At 66.7% G+C, this 14357-nt stretch carries 12 protein-coding genes; 3 read left to right on the forward strand and 9 right to left on the reverse strand.

The annotated features are described in order from the left end of the window. Positions 1 to 17: 17 nt before the first annotated feature. The 3 genes from CFB50_RS34715 to CFB50_RS34725 all read right to left on the reverse strand — a co-directional run bounded on the left by CFB50_RS34715 (position 18) and on the right by CFB50_RS34725 (position 3113). A complete protein-coding gene (locus CFB50_RS34715) occupies positions 18 to 983 on the reverse strand; it encodes a dTDP-4-dehydrorhamnose reductase family protein (RefSeq protein WP_089448949.1) in 966 nt (321 codons plus the stop codon). Positions 984 to 1213: 230 nt separating this feature from the next. Next, positions 1214 to 2482 (reverse strand): IS256 family transposase, encoded by a 1269-nt coding sequence (locus tag CFB50_RS34720; protein WP_089445088.1) that lies wholly within the window; start codon positions 2480 to 2482, stop codon positions 1214 to 1216. A 217-nt stretch (positions 2483 to 2699) separates the two neighbouring features. Then, a complete protein-coding gene (locus CFB50_RS34725; protein WP_069249841.1) occupies positions 2700 to 3113 on the reverse strand; it encodes a DoxX family protein in 414 nt (137 codons plus the stop codon). A 412-nt stretch (positions 3114 to 3525) separates the two neighbouring features. Here CFB50_RS34725 and CFB50_RS39260 point away from each other — a divergent pair, with 412 nt between their 5' ends. Further along, positions 3526 to 3843 (forward strand): hypothetical protein, encoded by a 318-nt coding sequence (locus CFB50_RS39260; RefSeq protein WP_144020742.1) that lies wholly within the window; start codon positions 3526 to 3528, stop codon positions 3841 to 3843. A 265-nt stretch (positions 3844 to 4108) separates the two neighbouring features. Beyond that, positions 4109 to 5611 carry a flagellar filament capping protein FliD gene (fliD, locus tag CFB50_RS34730; RefSeq protein WP_089448950.1) on the forward strand — a complete coding sequence of 501 codons (1503 nt, stop codon included), beginning with the start codon at positions 4109 to 4111 and terminating at the stop codon, positions 5609 to 5611. 180 nt (positions 5612 to 5791) lie between these two features. Here fliD and CFB50_RS34735 read toward each other — a convergent pair whose 3' ends face one another. From CFB50_RS34735 to rbsK, 3 genes are read right to left on the reverse strand one after another with little or no spacing between them, the layout of a single operon-like run. Continuing rightward, positions 5792 to 6736: a dihydrodipicolinate synthase family protein gene (locus CFB50_RS34735; protein WP_089448951.1), complete on the reverse strand. Its 945-nt coding sequence runs from the start codon at positions 6734 to 6736 to the stop codon at positions 5792 to 5794. Between the two features lie 44 nt (positions 6737 to 6780). Further along, positions 6781 to 8100: an MFS transporter gene (locus tag CFB50_RS34740; protein WP_089448952.1), complete on the reverse strand. Its 1320-nt coding sequence runs from the start codon at positions 8098 to 8100 to the stop codon at positions 6781 to 6783. Between the two features lie 60 nt (positions 8101 to 8160). Continuing rightward, positions 8161 to 9087: a ribokinase gene (rbsK, locus tag CFB50_RS34745; RefSeq protein ID WP_089448953.1), complete on the reverse strand. Its 927-nt coding sequence runs from the start codon at positions 9085 to 9087 to the stop codon at positions 8161 to 8163. 241 nt (positions 9088 to 9328) lie between these two features. On the opposite strand from rbsK, the gene CFB50_RS34750 reads away from it, so the two are divergent. Next, the gene (locus CFB50_RS34750; protein WP_089448954.1) at positions 9329 to 10414 is read left to right on the forward strand and encodes a LacI family DNA-binding transcriptional regulator; all 1086 of its coding nucleotides are present in this window, start codon (positions 9329 to 9331) and stop codon (positions 10412 to 10414) included. Between the two features lie 37 nt (positions 10415 to 10451). Here CFB50_RS34750 and CFB50_RS34755 read toward each other — a convergent pair whose 3' ends face one another. From CFB50_RS34755 to CFB50_RS34765, 3 genes are all read right to left on the reverse strand, one after another. Next, on the reverse strand, positions 10452 to 11522 hold the full coding sequence (locus CFB50_RS34755; RefSeq protein ID WP_256979404.1) for a lysozyme inhibitor LprI family protein: 1071 nt from the start codon (positions 11520 to 11522) through the stop codon (positions 10452 to 10454). A 131-nt stretch (positions 11523 to 11653) separates the two neighbouring features. After that, on the reverse strand, positions 11654 to 12691 hold the full coding sequence (locus tag CFB50_RS34760; protein WP_089449064.1) for a CobW family GTP-binding protein: 1038 nt from the start codon (positions 12689 to 12691) through the stop codon (positions 11654 to 11656). Further along, the gene (locus tag CFB50_RS34765) at positions 12688 to 14355 is read right to left on the reverse strand and encodes an amidohydrolase (RefSeq protein ID WP_089448955.1); all 1668 of its coding nucleotides are present in this window, start codon (positions 14353 to 14355) and stop codon (positions 12688 to 12690) included. Before CFB50_RS34765 ends, CFB50_RS34760 begins: the two co-directional genes overlap by 4 nt. Between the last annotated feature and the right edge of the window lie 2 nt (positions 14356 to 14357).

Below are 14357 nucleotides of genomic sequence, written 5' to 3' on the forward strand. Positions count from 1 at the left end.
GCCAACGGCGCCCGATCCTACAGCCCCTGCGGCGCATCGCGCAGCACGGCGCGCAGCGCGGTATCGAACGGCGTCGCGTGATCGATGCCGGCGGCGCGCACGCGCGATGCGTCCAGATGGCAGTCATATGGGCGCGGTGTCGCGTCGGTCGGCTGGTCGATCCGCTTGAGCGCGGCTTCGATGCCGAGCGCGGCCGCGATCCGCTGCGCGATGTCGTACTTCGTCATCGGCTCCTCGCCCGACCAGTGACGGAGGCCCGTGATCGACGCACCCGCGAGATGGCGCAACGTCAGGTCGCGGATGACGTCCGCGACATCCGGCGTATACGTCGGGTACCGGATCGCCCATGCGTCCATGCCGACGGCATCGGCGCCTGGCTGCGCAGACGCGACGATCGCCGGCACGAGGCTCGTGACGGCCGATTCGCTCCAGTCGACGATCGGGCCGAACAGCAGCGGCAGGCGCAACACGCACGACAGCGGCGACGCGGCGAGCAGGGCCGCCTCGCCTTCCAGCTTCGTGCGGCCGTAGATGTTCAGCGGGTTCGGTGCCGCGTCCTCGCGGTACGGGGCCGCCTTGCCGTCGAAGACGTAGTCGGTGGAGATGCCGAGCGTCCATGCGCCGTGGCGCGCGGCGAGCGCGCCGATGCGGGCCGGGGCGGTGACGTTGATCGCCCGCGCGCCGGCGGGGTCGCGTTCGCAGACGTCCGGGCGGCGCTCGGCCGCGCAGATGATCACGGCGGCCGGTCGGCAGGTGGCGAAGAGGTGTTCGAGGGCCGGCTCGTCGAGGACGTCGAGCTCGGCGAGGTTTTCCGGGGGCAGCGCCAGGCGTTTTGCGCCTGCGCTTTGCGGGTTCCGGATCGTTGCGACGAGGTTCAGCGACGATTCGCGGGCCAGGGATGCGGCAACCGCGCGGCCGAGCAGGCCGGCGGCGCCGATGAGGAGGATGGTCGGGAGGTCAGTCGACGAGGTCGGGTTTGGCATGGGCGGTCATTCGGGTGACTTGGAAATGCACGAGGTCGCGTTCGACGCTCGGGCCCGGGTCGCGGGGGAGAATAGCCGAGTATGCCAGTCGGTACATCGTGATGGCAGATCGGCAACCCCGCGCCGGACCTGCGTCATGTGCGCCGCGGGCGGCACTCGGCACGGCGCACCCGTCCACCGGGATGACGGGACGTGTCAGGAATTTCGTGTGCTGAGGCCGGTTAAAAATCTCAGCTGATGGCGGAGGTGAATCGCTCGCCGAACAGAATGGCGAACTGATTGACTGCTTGCCGCCAGGTGATAGGCGGCATCTTCCAATCCTTTTCGATGTTGCGCAAGGCAAGAAACAGCAGTTTGCTGGCGGCTTCGTCGCTCGGGAAGTGGCCGCGATTCTTTACGATCTTGCGCAACTGCATGTGCATGCTCTCGATGGCGTTGGTCGTATATACGATTCGACGCACCTCGGGCGGATAGGCGAAGAAGGGTATTACCTGCTCCCATTGGCGCTGCCACATGGCCGCGACGGTGGGGAATTTGCGGCCCCACTCGCTTTGCGCAAAGGCATCCAGCGCCGCTGCCGCCGCCTCGGCCGTGGCGGCCTGGTAGATCGGCTTGATCGCGGCGGCCAATGGCTTGCGGTCCTTCCAGCTCGCCAGATTCAGCGAATTGCGGATCAGATGCACGATGCAGGTCTGGATCTGGGCGGCCGGATAGACCGCCTCGATCGCTTCGGGAAAGCCGCGCAAACCGTCGACCACCGCGATCAGGATGTCGTGCAAACCGCGGTTCTTCAGCTCGTTGAAGACCTTCAGCCAGAACTTGGCGCCTTCGGTTTGCTCGATCCACAAACCCAGTACTTCCTTGCGGCCGTCGGCGCGGATGCCCAGCGCCAGATAGACCGCTTTGTTCTTGACCGTGCCTTCGTCGCGTATCTTCAGTCGCAGCGCGTCAAAGTACACGATCGGATACATGGCCTCGAGCGGGCGTTGCTGCCATTGCTCGACGTCGGCCAGCACCTCGTCGGTGACTGTCGAAATTAGGTCGGGCGACACCTGCAGTCCGTACAGTTCCAGCAGATGGCCCTGAATCTCGCGCACGCTCATGCCGCGCGCATACATGCTGATGACGTGGTCGTCGAAGCCAGGCAGCCGGCGTTGATACTTGCCGACCAATTGCGGCTCGAACGTCGCCTGCCGATCGCGCGGAATATCCAGCTTCAGCTCGCCGTTGGGCGTCAGGACCGTCTTGGGGCTGGTGCCGTTGCGGTGGTTGCCGGCCTTGCCTTGCTCGGCCTCGGCTTCGAGATGGTGGCTCAACTCGGCTGCAAGCATGCGCTCGGCCAGCTGCTTCTTGAGCTGGCCGGCCAGGCCCGATTCGCCCAGGATCGACTCGGCGTCCTTGCTCTGTACCTGGGCAAGCAGTTGATCGATTAGCTCATCGGGGAACAGCTTCGGCGCCTTCGGGTTCTTGCTCTTCTTGGTCACTGTTACATCGGTCATAGGACGTTATTTCCGTTATCGTCTCATGACCTCGGCACACTAAAAATCTGACAGGCTCGGATGACGCCCGCTCTGCCGGCGACGTCGACACGCCACGCGGCCGCCCCTGCGCGCGGGCCATCCGCGGCGCCGCCCCCTCACGAACATCGCCCAACAGCAAAGCCCGGTGCGCTTGCACGCACCGGGCCGTCACCTCTGCGGAAAACCGCGCCGCGCCTTACTTCCGGTCGAGCGAATACCGCCCCGGCCCGGTCAGCGCGAGCAACAGCAACCCGCCGATGATGCTCACGTTCTTGTAGAAGTTGATCATCGCCATGTATTGCTCCATCCCCTGCAATGCCCAGTAGCGATGACCGATCAACGCGGTCGCGAGCGTATAGGCGGCGAACACCAGTGCGAGCGGACGCGTGTAGAAGCCGATCGCGATCAGCAGGCCACCGGCCAGCTCGACCGCCACCGCGATCGCGGCTGCCAGTTCAGGCGCCGGGTTCCCCGTCGACGCCATGTACGCGACCGTGCCCGAGAAGCCGTTCAGCTTCTGCCAGCCGAACAGCACGAACAGGATCATCAACAGCACGCGAGCCGCCAGCAGCAGCTCGTCCTTCTTCGACTCCAGTGAAACGTAACGCATGGCAATCACCCTTGAATTGACGGTTTGATGCGTCCGGTGCCGAATACGCGCCGAATCGGCGCGCCAGGTCGGCAACGAACCACTCCTCGCACACTCGGACAGCAAGCCGGCTAGCCCGCCGCCGAAGAATCCGCCTGGTCGCGCCGCTGCCGGCGCGCTCCGGATCGGTTCTGGCGAAGCACGGGTGCAGTCTACTGTCTCCCCGGGAATCATCAATCCGTCAAAACAAGATTCGCTGTCACAATTAAGTGGACAATCGAGCGAAACAAGGCCGCCACGCAGCAGCCATGAATCCGATCAAATGGATCTGCCCTTATGTTGCAAGAACATGAAAACCGCCCATTCATATCCGGCTTCCGTATCCTCACCGGCCACATCGAAGTATCGCAATCGCTATTCGACGATATGTTATGTGTACAAATCTGCCCTCTGTGAATTTATTTTTAAACTCGACTCTCTTTCCAATCGACGAAGCCCCCTGTTCCGGAAAAAGACGTCTGGACTGGAAATGCGTATTGGCAAACGAAAACGTTTCACGGGCAAGCGGGTTGATGTCGTCCGCGGCGGATTCCGTCGCGTGGGCAAGGATTTCGGCCCGAAAGCCGTCGGGAAGAACGCCTTCCGCGCACTATCGATCGATCCGGTGTTTAGCCGAGCAAGCGAAAAAACTGATCAAACATTCACGCTCTCTGCAAGCTTTCAATTCCATTCAAAATCCATTAATAAATAAAATCAAAATGATGCACTTACGGCAAAAAATCCCAAACCTTTAATCCCCGCTCCACCACCGCATTTCCATCTACACATTACCCAAAAATCATTACAAAAAATTACTAATTAATGCGGATTTAAATATACGATAGCGCACGACCTTACGTTTTCCCGACACTCCCGTGACTCCCGGAACGCGCCGCTCCGGACACAGCCCGCGCGCGCATCGCCGCAGACCGTCGACAGCCGCTCGTCACGGGATCGCTTTTCAACCGGAGCCCCCCATGGCAACGAACATGCCTGTGAACAGCAGCGCGAACACGAACAGCCTGCTGCAACAGGCGGCGCAATCGATCATCAACGGCTCGACCGGCAATCCGTCGATGGATGTCGGCTCGCTCGTCACGACGCTGGTGAACGCGAAGACGGCCGGCCGGGCCGCAGCGCTCGCCGCGTCGCAGCAGACCGGCACCACGCAGATTTCCGCATTCGGCGCGCTTTCGTCCGCGCTGGGCGCGCTCGAGGCGGGCCTCGCCACGCTGGCGAATGGCGGGCTGCAGTCGACCTTCACCGCGGTCGCGAGCGGCAAGGGCCTGACCGCGACGCCGAGTGCAGGCGCGGTTGCCGGCACCTACACGGTCGGCGTCACGCAGATCGCGACCGCGCAGGCGCTGGTTTCGTCGGGCTTCGACGGGAAGAAGGCGCTCGGCACCGGCACACTGACGCTGTCGCTCGGCAGCCAGTCGTTCAAAGTCGACGTCAACGGCACGAACAACACGCTGCCAGGCATCGCGGCCGCGATCAACTCGGCAGCGAACAACCCGGGGATCAGCGCGACGGTCATCAACGGCACCGACGGCGCGCACCTCGTGCTCGCGTCGTCGAAGACGGGCTCGGCGAGCACGGTCAGCGTCGCGGTCGGCAACGTGGCCAACGACAACGGGCTGTCGAACCTCGGCGTCACGTCGATGGCCGACACGACGGGCGGCCCGTCGAAGATCGACTCGGCGAACAGCGCGGCCGCGTGGCGGCAAAGCGCCGTCGCGCAGGACGCGAAGTTCACGGTCAGCGGCATCGCGTCGACGAGCGCGAGCAACACGGTGTCGGGTGTGCTGAACGGCGTCACGCTGAACTTGTCGGCGGCTGCGGTCAGCGCAACCGATACGCAGACGCTGACGGTCAGCCCCGACACGAAGTCGCAGGCGGCCACGATCACGAATTTCGTGAACCTGTACAACGCCGTCGTCAAGACGACGGGCGCGCTGTCGAGCTACACGCCAGGGGCGAGCGCGCAGGGTCCGTTGATCGGCGATTCGACGCTGCTCACGATCCGCAACTCGCTCGCGTCGATCATCGCGCGCGGCGTTCCCAACAAGAACGGCGACGGGCACACGAACCTGACGGCGATCGGCGTCTCACTCGAGAAGGACGGCACGCTGAGGGCCGACAGCGCGAAGCTCGACAGTGCGCTGACCAACAACCCGTCGGGGGTCGCGCACCTGTTCAATTCGACGAACGGGATAGGCAAGCAACTGACCGACCGGATCGCGACCTTCACGAAGCGGGGCGGGATGATCGACCTGCGCACGAACGCGCTGGGCGCCGACCTGAAACGCATCACGCAACAACAGACGAATCTGGCCGACTACGCCGCGCAACTGACCAAGCAGTACCAGACGCAGTTCACGGCACTCAACGCGCTGATGGCCAAGATGAACTCGAACCAGCAGTACCTGACGCGGCTGTTCGGCGGTGCCAACAGCAGCGGCACGCTGGCGAGAAAGTGACGAGCGTCCGGGCCGACCGACGATCGTGGTGGCGGCGGCCGGCCAATGGGCCGACCGGCTCGCGCCGTCGCGCATGGTGTCCCGCCTGGAAACCTCACTCACGCCCGGCAGTGCGCGAGCCTGCGCCGGGTTCGGTTCCCCGTCTCGCACCGTCAACCTCGGGCGGCAGCGCACGCACGATTACGCAGCGATCCGCCTCCGGAAATGCTCGGTGCCAGCCACGATCTTGTCGAGCACCGCATCGAGCGCCCAGAATCGCTCGCGCACGTCGTAGTCGATCACGCGGCAACGGATCGACGCGAAGGTGCCGATTCGCTGGTGATAGAGCTTCGCGAGCGCCGGGTACCCGAGCGCCTCCGACACCGCCGAGACGACGAGGAACGTCGACAGCTCGTCGGCCAGCGCCGGATTCGACGCCCCTTGCGTGCGCAACCACCGGTACAGGTCCGGATGGAAGTTGGTGAACACGCCGTTGAAGCCGGCGGAACCCGCCTTCATCGCGTCCCACGCAATCGCGGCGTTCGCGTTGAGGATCTTCAGCGGCGAGCCCTCGGCGAGCGCGACCCGCCGCTTCACCGTCTCCAGGTCGCAGCTCACGTCCTTGAGCATCACGAAGCGGCCCGTATCGATGCACGCGCGCAGTTCGTCATCCGACAGCAACCGCCGGTAAGGCGCCGGACATTCGTACAGCCCGAGCGGCAGATCCGACGGCAAGCGCGCGAGCAGCCGGTACAGATGGTCGAGCAGCGCGGCACTGCCCTTGCGCTGCGGATCGAGGCGATTGGTCACGAGCACGACGCCCTGCGCGCCCGATTCGGCCGCCGCGCACAGCTCCTCGACCTGCGCGTCGAGATCGTCGCTGATGTGCCCGGACGCGACGACGGGCACGCGCCCGGCCACCCGCTCGACCACGAAGCGCGCGAGTTCCGCGCGTTCGGCCAGGCTCAGGAACTGCATCTCGCTCGACTGCGCGACCGCGAACAACGCATCGGCGCCGTGCGCCAGATACCATTCGATGAGCCGCTCGAGCCCGGCGTAGTCGATCGCGCCGGCGTCGTCGAACGGCGTCAGCATCACCGGGACGATGCCCTCGATGGTCACGTTCGATTGCTGCGGGTGTTGCATCTGCTTCTCCTTGCTTCAGTGAATGCGTGGCGCGTACCGCGTGCTCAGGCCGGCAACGGCCCGGGTGCGGCGTTCGCGGCCTGCTCGGGAATCGGCTTGCGCACCAGCAGCAGGTAGGCCATTGCACCGGCGAACGCGATCGCCGCGGCCGCCAGCAGCGCCGGCACGAACGACCACTTCTGCGCAATGATGCCCGTCAGGATCGGCGCGAGCGCGCCGCCGATAAAACCGCCGAAATTCTGGATCGCGCCGAGCGACGCAATGCGGCTCGGCGGCGCGGCTGCCGTCGCGAGCGCCCACGAGCAGGCCGACGCCGCGTTGGCGAGAAAGATCACGACCGAAATGCACGCAAGCGCCACCGTGTTGCTCTGTACGAGCGCGGCAGGAATCGTGAACGCGACCATCCCGAGCATCGCGACCACCACCGCATTGCGCCGGCTCACGACCGGCGAACGGCTGCGGCGCGTGACGAGGTCCGACAGCCAGCCGGCCAGCAGCGAGCCGAGGAATCCGCACAGGAACGGCACCGACGCGGCAAAACCGGTGCGGATCAGGCTCATGTGCCGTTCCATCGTCAGGTAGCCCGGCAGCCAGGTGAGGTACACCCAGTTCAGGTACACGGAACCGAAATAGCCGATCAGCATCCCCCAGGTCGTGCCGTGCGAGAACAGGCCGCGCCATTCGGCGAACGTCAGTTTCGGCGCCGCGACCGCGCTTTGCGCGTCGGCGTCGAGGTAATTGCGCTCGGTGGCAGTCAGTTGCGCGCGCACCGGATCGCGATACAGCGCGAACCAGACGACGGCGACGACGAGACCGGCTGCGCCAGTCGCGATGAACGCCCAGCGCCAGTCGAGCGACGCGACGAGGATCGACAGCAGCAACGGCGCGAGCGCGGTGCCGAGCGGCGACGCGGCGTTGAAGATGCCGGTCGGCGTGCCGCGCGCGCGCAGCGGAAACCAGTTGCTCACCACCCGCGCGGCCGACGGGAACTGCGGCGCCTCGCCGATGCCGAGCACGATGCGCGCGACGATGAACCAGCCGAAGGTCGATACGATGCCGCCCGCCGCTTGCGCGATCGACCACACGATCAGGCCGATCCCGAGCAGCCGGCGCGGCCCGATGCGGTCGACCAGCCCGCCGACCGGGAACTGGCACAGCGCGTAGCTCCACGAGAAGGCCGACAGCAGCAGCCCCATCTGCGAGAGCGACAGGCCGAGATCGGCGCGGATCGCCGAGCTCGCGACGGCCAGCGTGCCGCGATCGAGGTAGTTGACGATGCCGCTCACCATCAACAGCGCGAGCGCGATGCGTTGCCCGCGCCGGATACGCGGCGGTGCGGGCGGAACGGTCGGGGTTTCGTTCATTGCGGTTGTCTCCATGTCAGTGATATCGGCCGATTCCGACCTGTCCGTCTGATGCGGAATTCAGCATTCCAGGCGCGCCACTTCGTCGCGCGTCGGAATCGAGGTCTGCGCGCCGTAGCGCGTCACGCTGATCGCGGCCGCGCGCTGGCCGAAGCCGATCGCGTCGTCCATCGACGCGCCGCCCGCGCGAGCGGCCGCGAACCCGCCGACGAACGTGTCGCCGGCCGCGGTCGTATCGACGGCGACCACCGACATCGCCCGCAGGCGCCCGTTGCCCGCACCGCCGCGCCAGCACACGCCGCGCGCGCCGAGCGTGACCAGCACGTTGCCCACGCCCTTCGCGCACAGCGCATCGGCGGCGCGCACGGCGGACGCATCGTCGCCGACGGCGATGCCGGTCAGCGACTCGGCTTCGGTTTCGTTGACGACGAGGTAGTCGACCCGTGCGAGCAGCGCATCGAACAGCGGCTGCGCGGGCGCGGGGTTGAGCAGCACCGGCGTGTGGTGCGCGCAGGCACAGGCAATGGCGCGCGCGACGGTAGCGACTGGCACTTCGAGCTGGCTCACGAGCATCGCCGCCCCGGCGATCGCTTCGCGCGCCGCGTCGATCCGCTCGGCATCGAGACGCGCATTCGCGCCGGGCACGACGACGATGCTGTTCGCGCCGCCCTCTTCGACCGTGATCGTGGCCACCCCGGTCGCGGTGCCGCCGATCCGGTCCAGGTGCGTCAAGTCGATGCCCTCGGCCGCCAGCGCGTCGTGCAGGCGCGCACCGAACGCGTCGTCGCCGACGCAGCCGATCATCGCGACCGACGCGCCCAGGCGCGCGGCCGCGACCGCCTGGTTCGCCCCCTTGCCGCCATGGGCGGTATGGAAATCGGTGCCGAGCAGCGTCTCGCCCGGCACCGGCAGGCGCGGCGCACGTGTGACGAGGTCGATGTTCACGCTGCCGACGACGGCGATGCGCGGGGGATAGGTGTCACTCATTTTCGAATGTAACCGCTTACATTTGCGACGGACAAAAAGGCCGGAATGGCCGTCGTCGATGAAAATTTCACGATATGGATAGAATATGGGTCTGACATCATACGGAAGTACGTCAAGATAGCGCTTACATTCTCACAGGCTCGAGCGAGAATGCAAGCGGCGCCACCACGAATCGAGGGTAAACATTGACGCATTTGACAACTCGTAGCGCCGCCATCGCCGCTATGCCTGGAGACAGCCGATGAGCTCGCCCCCGTCCCGCGCCGGTGTCCCCCGCGCGCGTCGCGGCAGCGGCCGCTCGGTGCTCGGCGATGTCGCGAAGCTGGCCGGCGTATCGACCGCGACCGTTTCGCGCGTGTACAACGATCCCGGCAAGGTGTCGGCCGACGTGCAGCAACGCGTGCGCGATGCGGCGCGTACGCTGAACTGGATCCCGAATGCGGCGGGTCGTGCACTCGCGTCCACGCGCACCCACATCACGGGCGCGATCATTCCGACGCTCGACGACCAGGTGTTCGCATCGCAAGTCGCGGGGATGCAGACGGTCATGGCCGAGCACGGCATCACGCTGTTCCTCGGCTGCTCGAACTACGATCCCGCGCAGGCGCTGGACCAGGTGCGTGCGATGCTGTCGCGCGGCGTGGAAGCCGTGTCGCTCGTCGGCGAAGCGTATCCGCCGGAACTGTTCGAACTGCTTGCGATGCACCGCGTGCCGTACGTCGTCACTTATGCGTATCGCGACGACAGCCCGCACTGCTGCATCGGCTTCGACAACCGCGCGGCGTTCGCGCGGCTCACCACCCACCTGCTCGATCTCGGCCATCGCGATTTCGCGATCATCATGCAGCCGTCCGCCGACAACGACCGCGTGCAGGCCCGCCTGCGCGGCATTCACGACACGCTGGCCGCGCGCGGGCTCGCGGTGCGTCCCGTCCATCAGCACGAAGGCGCGGCAACGATCGCGTTCGGGCGGGCGAGCCTGCGCGCGATCGCCGACAGCGACGCGGCCACGCGGCCGACGGCCGTGATCTGCGGCAACGACGCGCTCGCACTGGGCGCGTTGCTCGAGGCGCAGGCGCTCGGCATCGACGTGCCCGCGCAATTGTCGATCACCGGGTTCGACGACATCGCGCTTGCCCGCGAAATCCAGCCGCCGCTGACGACGATGTGGGTCGACACCAACGCGATCGGGCGCCAGGCCGCGCGGGCCTTGCTCGACGCGCTCGAAAACGGCGCAACGGGGCCGGGTCATGCGGTGCTGCCGGAGTTGCGCATGCGTGAATCGGCTGCGGCGCCGGCGCAGGTTCGAACGGGACGTAAAAAATAAAGACGCACCGGGCGGCTTCGGCTGCCCGGCTTGCCCGTCACTGCATCACGTCGACCGGCAGCGTCTTGTCGAGATTGTCGTGCCACGCCAGGATGGTCTTCGGCACGTTTTTCTTCCACGCCGGCACGTTCGTGTAATAGCGCATCCGGACATCGTTCTTCGCGTCGAACACGAGCAGCCCGATCCACAGGTCGTTACCGCGGCGCATCACGATCGCGGCATTCGTCGTCGCGATGCCGCGCACCCAGTACGAATTCACGTGCGCGTTCAGCCCGTCGAGATCCTTTTCGTCGGCGCTGTAATTGACGTTGTCGACGAGCGTCTGGTAATCGGCGCCGAGCAGCTTGTGCGCAGTCGCGTTCTGCGTCGCGTCGTCGACGACCTTGAGGCTCAGCAGGTCGGCCGCCGGTTTGGCCTGAAACTGCGACGCGGTCACATACTGGCCGCCGTAGACAACACCCGAGCCCGCACCGCAATCGACATCCGCGCCGTGCTGCGTGACGCCGATGCGCCCGCCCTTCCGTTCGAAATCGAGCCGGCATTTGTCCTTGCGGTAGGTGCCGCTGTCGCCGTGCAGCACGATGTCGCCATCGAGGCCGCCCGTATTCGCGCCGTTGTTACCGCCGAGCTCGAAATGCAGGCGAGGCGCCGTGCCGGTGAACGTCAGCACGCCGCCGAACGACGGATTGTCGCTCGTCATGTACCACGTCTGCTGCCAGCGGTCGGCGGCCAGCGGCTTGCCGTTCAGGCTCGCGAGCCGTTCGCGGTAGCGGTCGCCGAGGCACTGCCCGTCGCCGCCGCACCGGTCGCGCTGCTTGAGCCACTTCAGCTGCGCGACTTTCAGCGCGGCCGTATCGCCGCCTTTCGCGAGGGCCTGCTTCCACGCCGCCGCCAGGTCGCCGTCGAGCTTCGACAGCGCGGCGTCCGCGCAGATTGCCTTCTCGGTTGGCGAAGCGGCTTTCGCGCAGTCGAAGCCCGCGGCATGCGCGGCGAGCGGCAGCAGTGTCAGCAACGCGGCGGCTGCGATGGATCGCAGGTGCGTGTGCTGCACAGCACTGGCGGAAATTGCGGTTTGCCCGCACGCATTCTTTTCGTTCTGGATGGTCATCGGCTTGGCTCGTCGCAGGATCGCGCGCCTGTAGAAGCTACCTGCACGCGGCATTCGAGGTAAAAACGCCCGGCCCGGCATGCGGCGCATGCCGTTGCTCGCCGAAGCCTAACCCGAATGCGCGGCGCCGATCAATCAATGGTCGATGTCAGCGCAACCGTTCCCGTAGCCACGCTGCATTGCACGATGCCGTCGCGCAATGCGGCTTCCACGGCGGCATCGATAAAGCCGATGAACACCATCACGCCGTCTCCTTCGTGCGGGGCCAACCCTTCGTCTTCCATCGACGAGAACCGGATGCGCCGCGCGGCGACCTGGCATACGCGCGTGGCGACCGCACCCTGCGCATCGGCCACGCGCACGATGCCCTTCGCGCGCAGGATCGTGCGCGGCAACGCCTTCAGCCACGCACGCAGCCGCGCCTTGTCGAGCAGGTCCGGCGCGGCGACGGTGACGCTTGCGAATGCCGGCATCGCGTCATGTCCGATCGGCCGGCGCGAACGCGCCAAACCCGCCGGCGTCGCGTCACGGTCGGGCACCGCCGCATCGAACAGCAACGCGAGCGGAACCTCGCCATGGCGCGCGGCGACGACGATGTCGGTCGGCGCACACGCGCGCACGTCGTCGAGCACCGCGTCGCGCCGTTCCGGCGCAACGCAGTCGAGCTTGGTCACGACGATCGCGCCCGCGCCGTCGAGCTGGCGCTGCGCCATCGCGCCGACAAGTGGATCGGCGAGCGTATCGCGCCACGCGAGCGCATCGGCGACAACGAGCACCGACGTCAGCCGGAACGCACCGTTCAGCAGTCCGATCTGCGCGATCTTCGCGGGATCGGCCACGCCGCTCGCTTCGACGAGCAGCAGGTCGGGCCGCACGTCGCGCGTCGCGACGCGTGTCAGTGCATCGACGAGCGCGCCGCCGATCGTGCAGCAGATGCAGCCGTTGTCGAGTTCGATCACGTCGTCGCCGCGCGCCCGCACGAGCCGCGCATCGATGTTCACCGCGCCGAAATCGTTGACGAGCACAGCGATGCGCCGGCCATGCGGCGCCTGCAGGATCGCGTTGACGACCGTCGTCTTGCCCGCGCCGAGATAGCCGCCGATCACCGCGAGGTCGATCGGTGCAAGCGCAGCCGCAGTGGGCACGACGACGTCGGTCTGCGTGCTCATCGCGGCGACCGGAACACGCGCCCGCCGAGCACGGTGCCCCACACGGCGAGTTCCTTCAATCGTGCGGGTGCGCAGACCGACGGATCATCGTCGAGCGCCGCGAAATCCGCGAACTTGCCGATCTCGATACTGCCAACGAGATGGTCCATCCGCAACGTATAGGCCGCGCCGAGCGTGATCGCATGCAGCGCGTCGTCAACCGAAAGCCGCTCGCCTTCGCCGAGCACGCGCCCGGACGCCGTCTCGCGCTGCACCGCGCACCATGCGGTGAACAGCGGATTCAGCGGCGTGATCGGCGCATCCGAATGCAAGGCGAACGGAATGCCGAGCCGCTGTGCCGAGCCGGCCGCATCCATCCGGTTCGCACGATCGGGGCCGATGGTCTGGCTGTAATGCGCGTCACCCCAGTAGTACAGATGATTCGCAAAGAAGTTCACGCACATCCCGAGCGCGCGAACGCGCTTCAACTGCGCGACGTCCGCCATCTGGCAATGCTGCAGCGTATGGCGATGATCGGGGCGCGGATGGCGCGCGAGCAGCGTCGCCATCGCGTCGAGCACGACGTCGGTCGCTTCGTCGCCGTTGGTATGCACGTGCAGTTGCAGCCCCGCGCGATGAAACGGCTCGAACACGTCGACGAGCTGGGCGGGCGGAATCAGCCACAGCCCGTTCGGCTGCCCGCCCGCGTAACCGGGCCAGCGCACGCGCGCGGTGAAGCCCTGGATCGAGCCGTCGACGATGAACTTCACCGGCCCGAAATGCAGCTTGTCGGTATTGCGCTCGATCTCCGCCAGCACGCTGTCGGCCGAGCGCGCCGGATTGCGCTGCGGCGCGAACGCCGGCACGATCCGCACCGGGTAGTCGGGATCGGCGGTGACCTCGCGCAGCGTGCGGTTGCCGTCGGCCGACAGGTCATTGACGAGATCGGTGGCCGTCGTCACGCCCGCGAGTTGCGCGACGCGCCCGAAGTTCCAGACGGCATGCGGTTTCTCGCTCGCGGAAATCGCGAGCTTGCCGCCGATCGTCTGATACACCGGCAGCATCGCCGCGAACTCCTGCAGCTCGCCGGTCGGGCGGCCGTCGGCATCACGCGTCACGCCGTCGATGTCGGTGTCCTCGTCGATGCCCGCGCGCGCGAGCATCGCGCCGTTCACGTTCATCAGGTGCACGCTCGCATGCAGGATCGCGATCGGCCGCTTCGCCGACACGCGGTCGAGTTCGTGCGCGGTCAGCCGCGCGGTGCCGAAGAAGATCGGATCGAAGCCCCACGCGAGCAGCGGCCCGTCGTCGGTCATCGCGCGCTCGGCTTCCGCGAGCCGTTCGAGCACCGCGTCGAGCGAGCGCAGCCCCGGCCACAGCGTGCCGTCGGGGCCGCGCCGATCGTAGTAGCCGACGTACACGGCGTCCCACATCGCGCCTTCCATCAGGTGGCAATGCCCTTCGACGAGCCCCGGCATCAGCACCTTGTCGCGCAGCGTGTCGTCGGTCGTGCACGCGCCGAACCGCGCGTGCCACGTGGCGGCGTCGGCGGCATCGCCGACCGCGAGGATGCGGCCGTCGCGCACGGCGACGTGCGTGGCCGACGGCTGCGCCGGGTTCATCGTCAGGATGCGGCGCGCCGTGAACACCGTCACGGGCGCGGCCGGGGTTGCGGATGCTGGCATGG

Origin of the sequence: Burkholderia sp. AU33423 (genome assembly GCF_002223135.1) — a bacterium.
GTDB lineage: Bacteria > Pseudomonadota > Gammaproteobacteria > Burkholderiales > Burkholderiaceae > Burkholderia > Burkholderia lata_D.

What these genes read in the sequence shown, in the direction of transcription:
- CFB50_RS34715 (WP_089448949.1), bottom strand. Translation starts at nt 983, where the DNA reads ATGCCAAACCCGACCTCGTCGACTGACCTCCCGACCATCCTCCTCATC.
- CFB50_RS34720 (WP_089445088.1), bottom strand. Translation starts at nt 2,482, where the DNA reads ATGACCGATGTAACAGTGACCAAGAAGAGCAAGAACCCGAAGGCGCCG.
- CFB50_RS34725 (WP_069249841.1), bottom strand. Translation starts at nt 3,113, where the DNA reads ATGCGTTACGTTTCACTGGAGTCGAAGAAGGACGAGCTGCTGCTGGCG.
- fliD (WP_089448950.1), top strand. Translation starts at nt 4,109, where the DNA reads ATGGCAACGAACATGCCTGTGAACAGCAGCGCGAACACGAACAGCCTG.
- CFB50_RS34735 (WP_089448951.1), bottom strand. Translation starts at nt 6,736, where the DNA reads ATGCAACACCCGCAGCAATCGAACGTGACCATCGAGGGCATCGTCCCG.
- CFB50_RS34740 (WP_089448952.1), bottom strand. Translation starts at nt 8,100, where the DNA reads ATGAACGAAACCCCGACCGTTCCGCCCGCACCGCCGCGTATCCGGCGC.
- rbsK (WP_089448953.1), bottom strand. Translation starts at nt 9,087, where the DNA reads ATGAGTGACACCTATCCCCCGCGCATCGCCGTCGTCGGCAGCGTGAAC.
- CFB50_RS34750 (WP_089448954.1), top strand. Translation starts at nt 9,329, where the DNA reads ATGAGCTCGCCCCCGTCCCGCGCCGGTGTCCCCCGCGCGCGTCGCGGC.
- CFB50_RS34755 (WP_256979404.1), bottom strand. Translation starts at nt 11,522, where the DNA reads ATGACCATCCAGAACGAAAAGAATGCGTGCGGGCAAACCGCAATTTCC.
- CFB50_RS34760 (WP_089449064.1), bottom strand. Translation starts at nt 12,691, where the DNA reads ATGAGCACGCAGACCGACGTCGTCGTGCCCACTGCGGCTGCGCTTGCA.
- CFB50_RS34765 (WP_089448955.1), bottom strand. Translation starts at nt 14,355, where the DNA reads ATGCCAGCATCCGCAACCCCGGCCGCGCCCGTGACGGTGTTCACGGCG.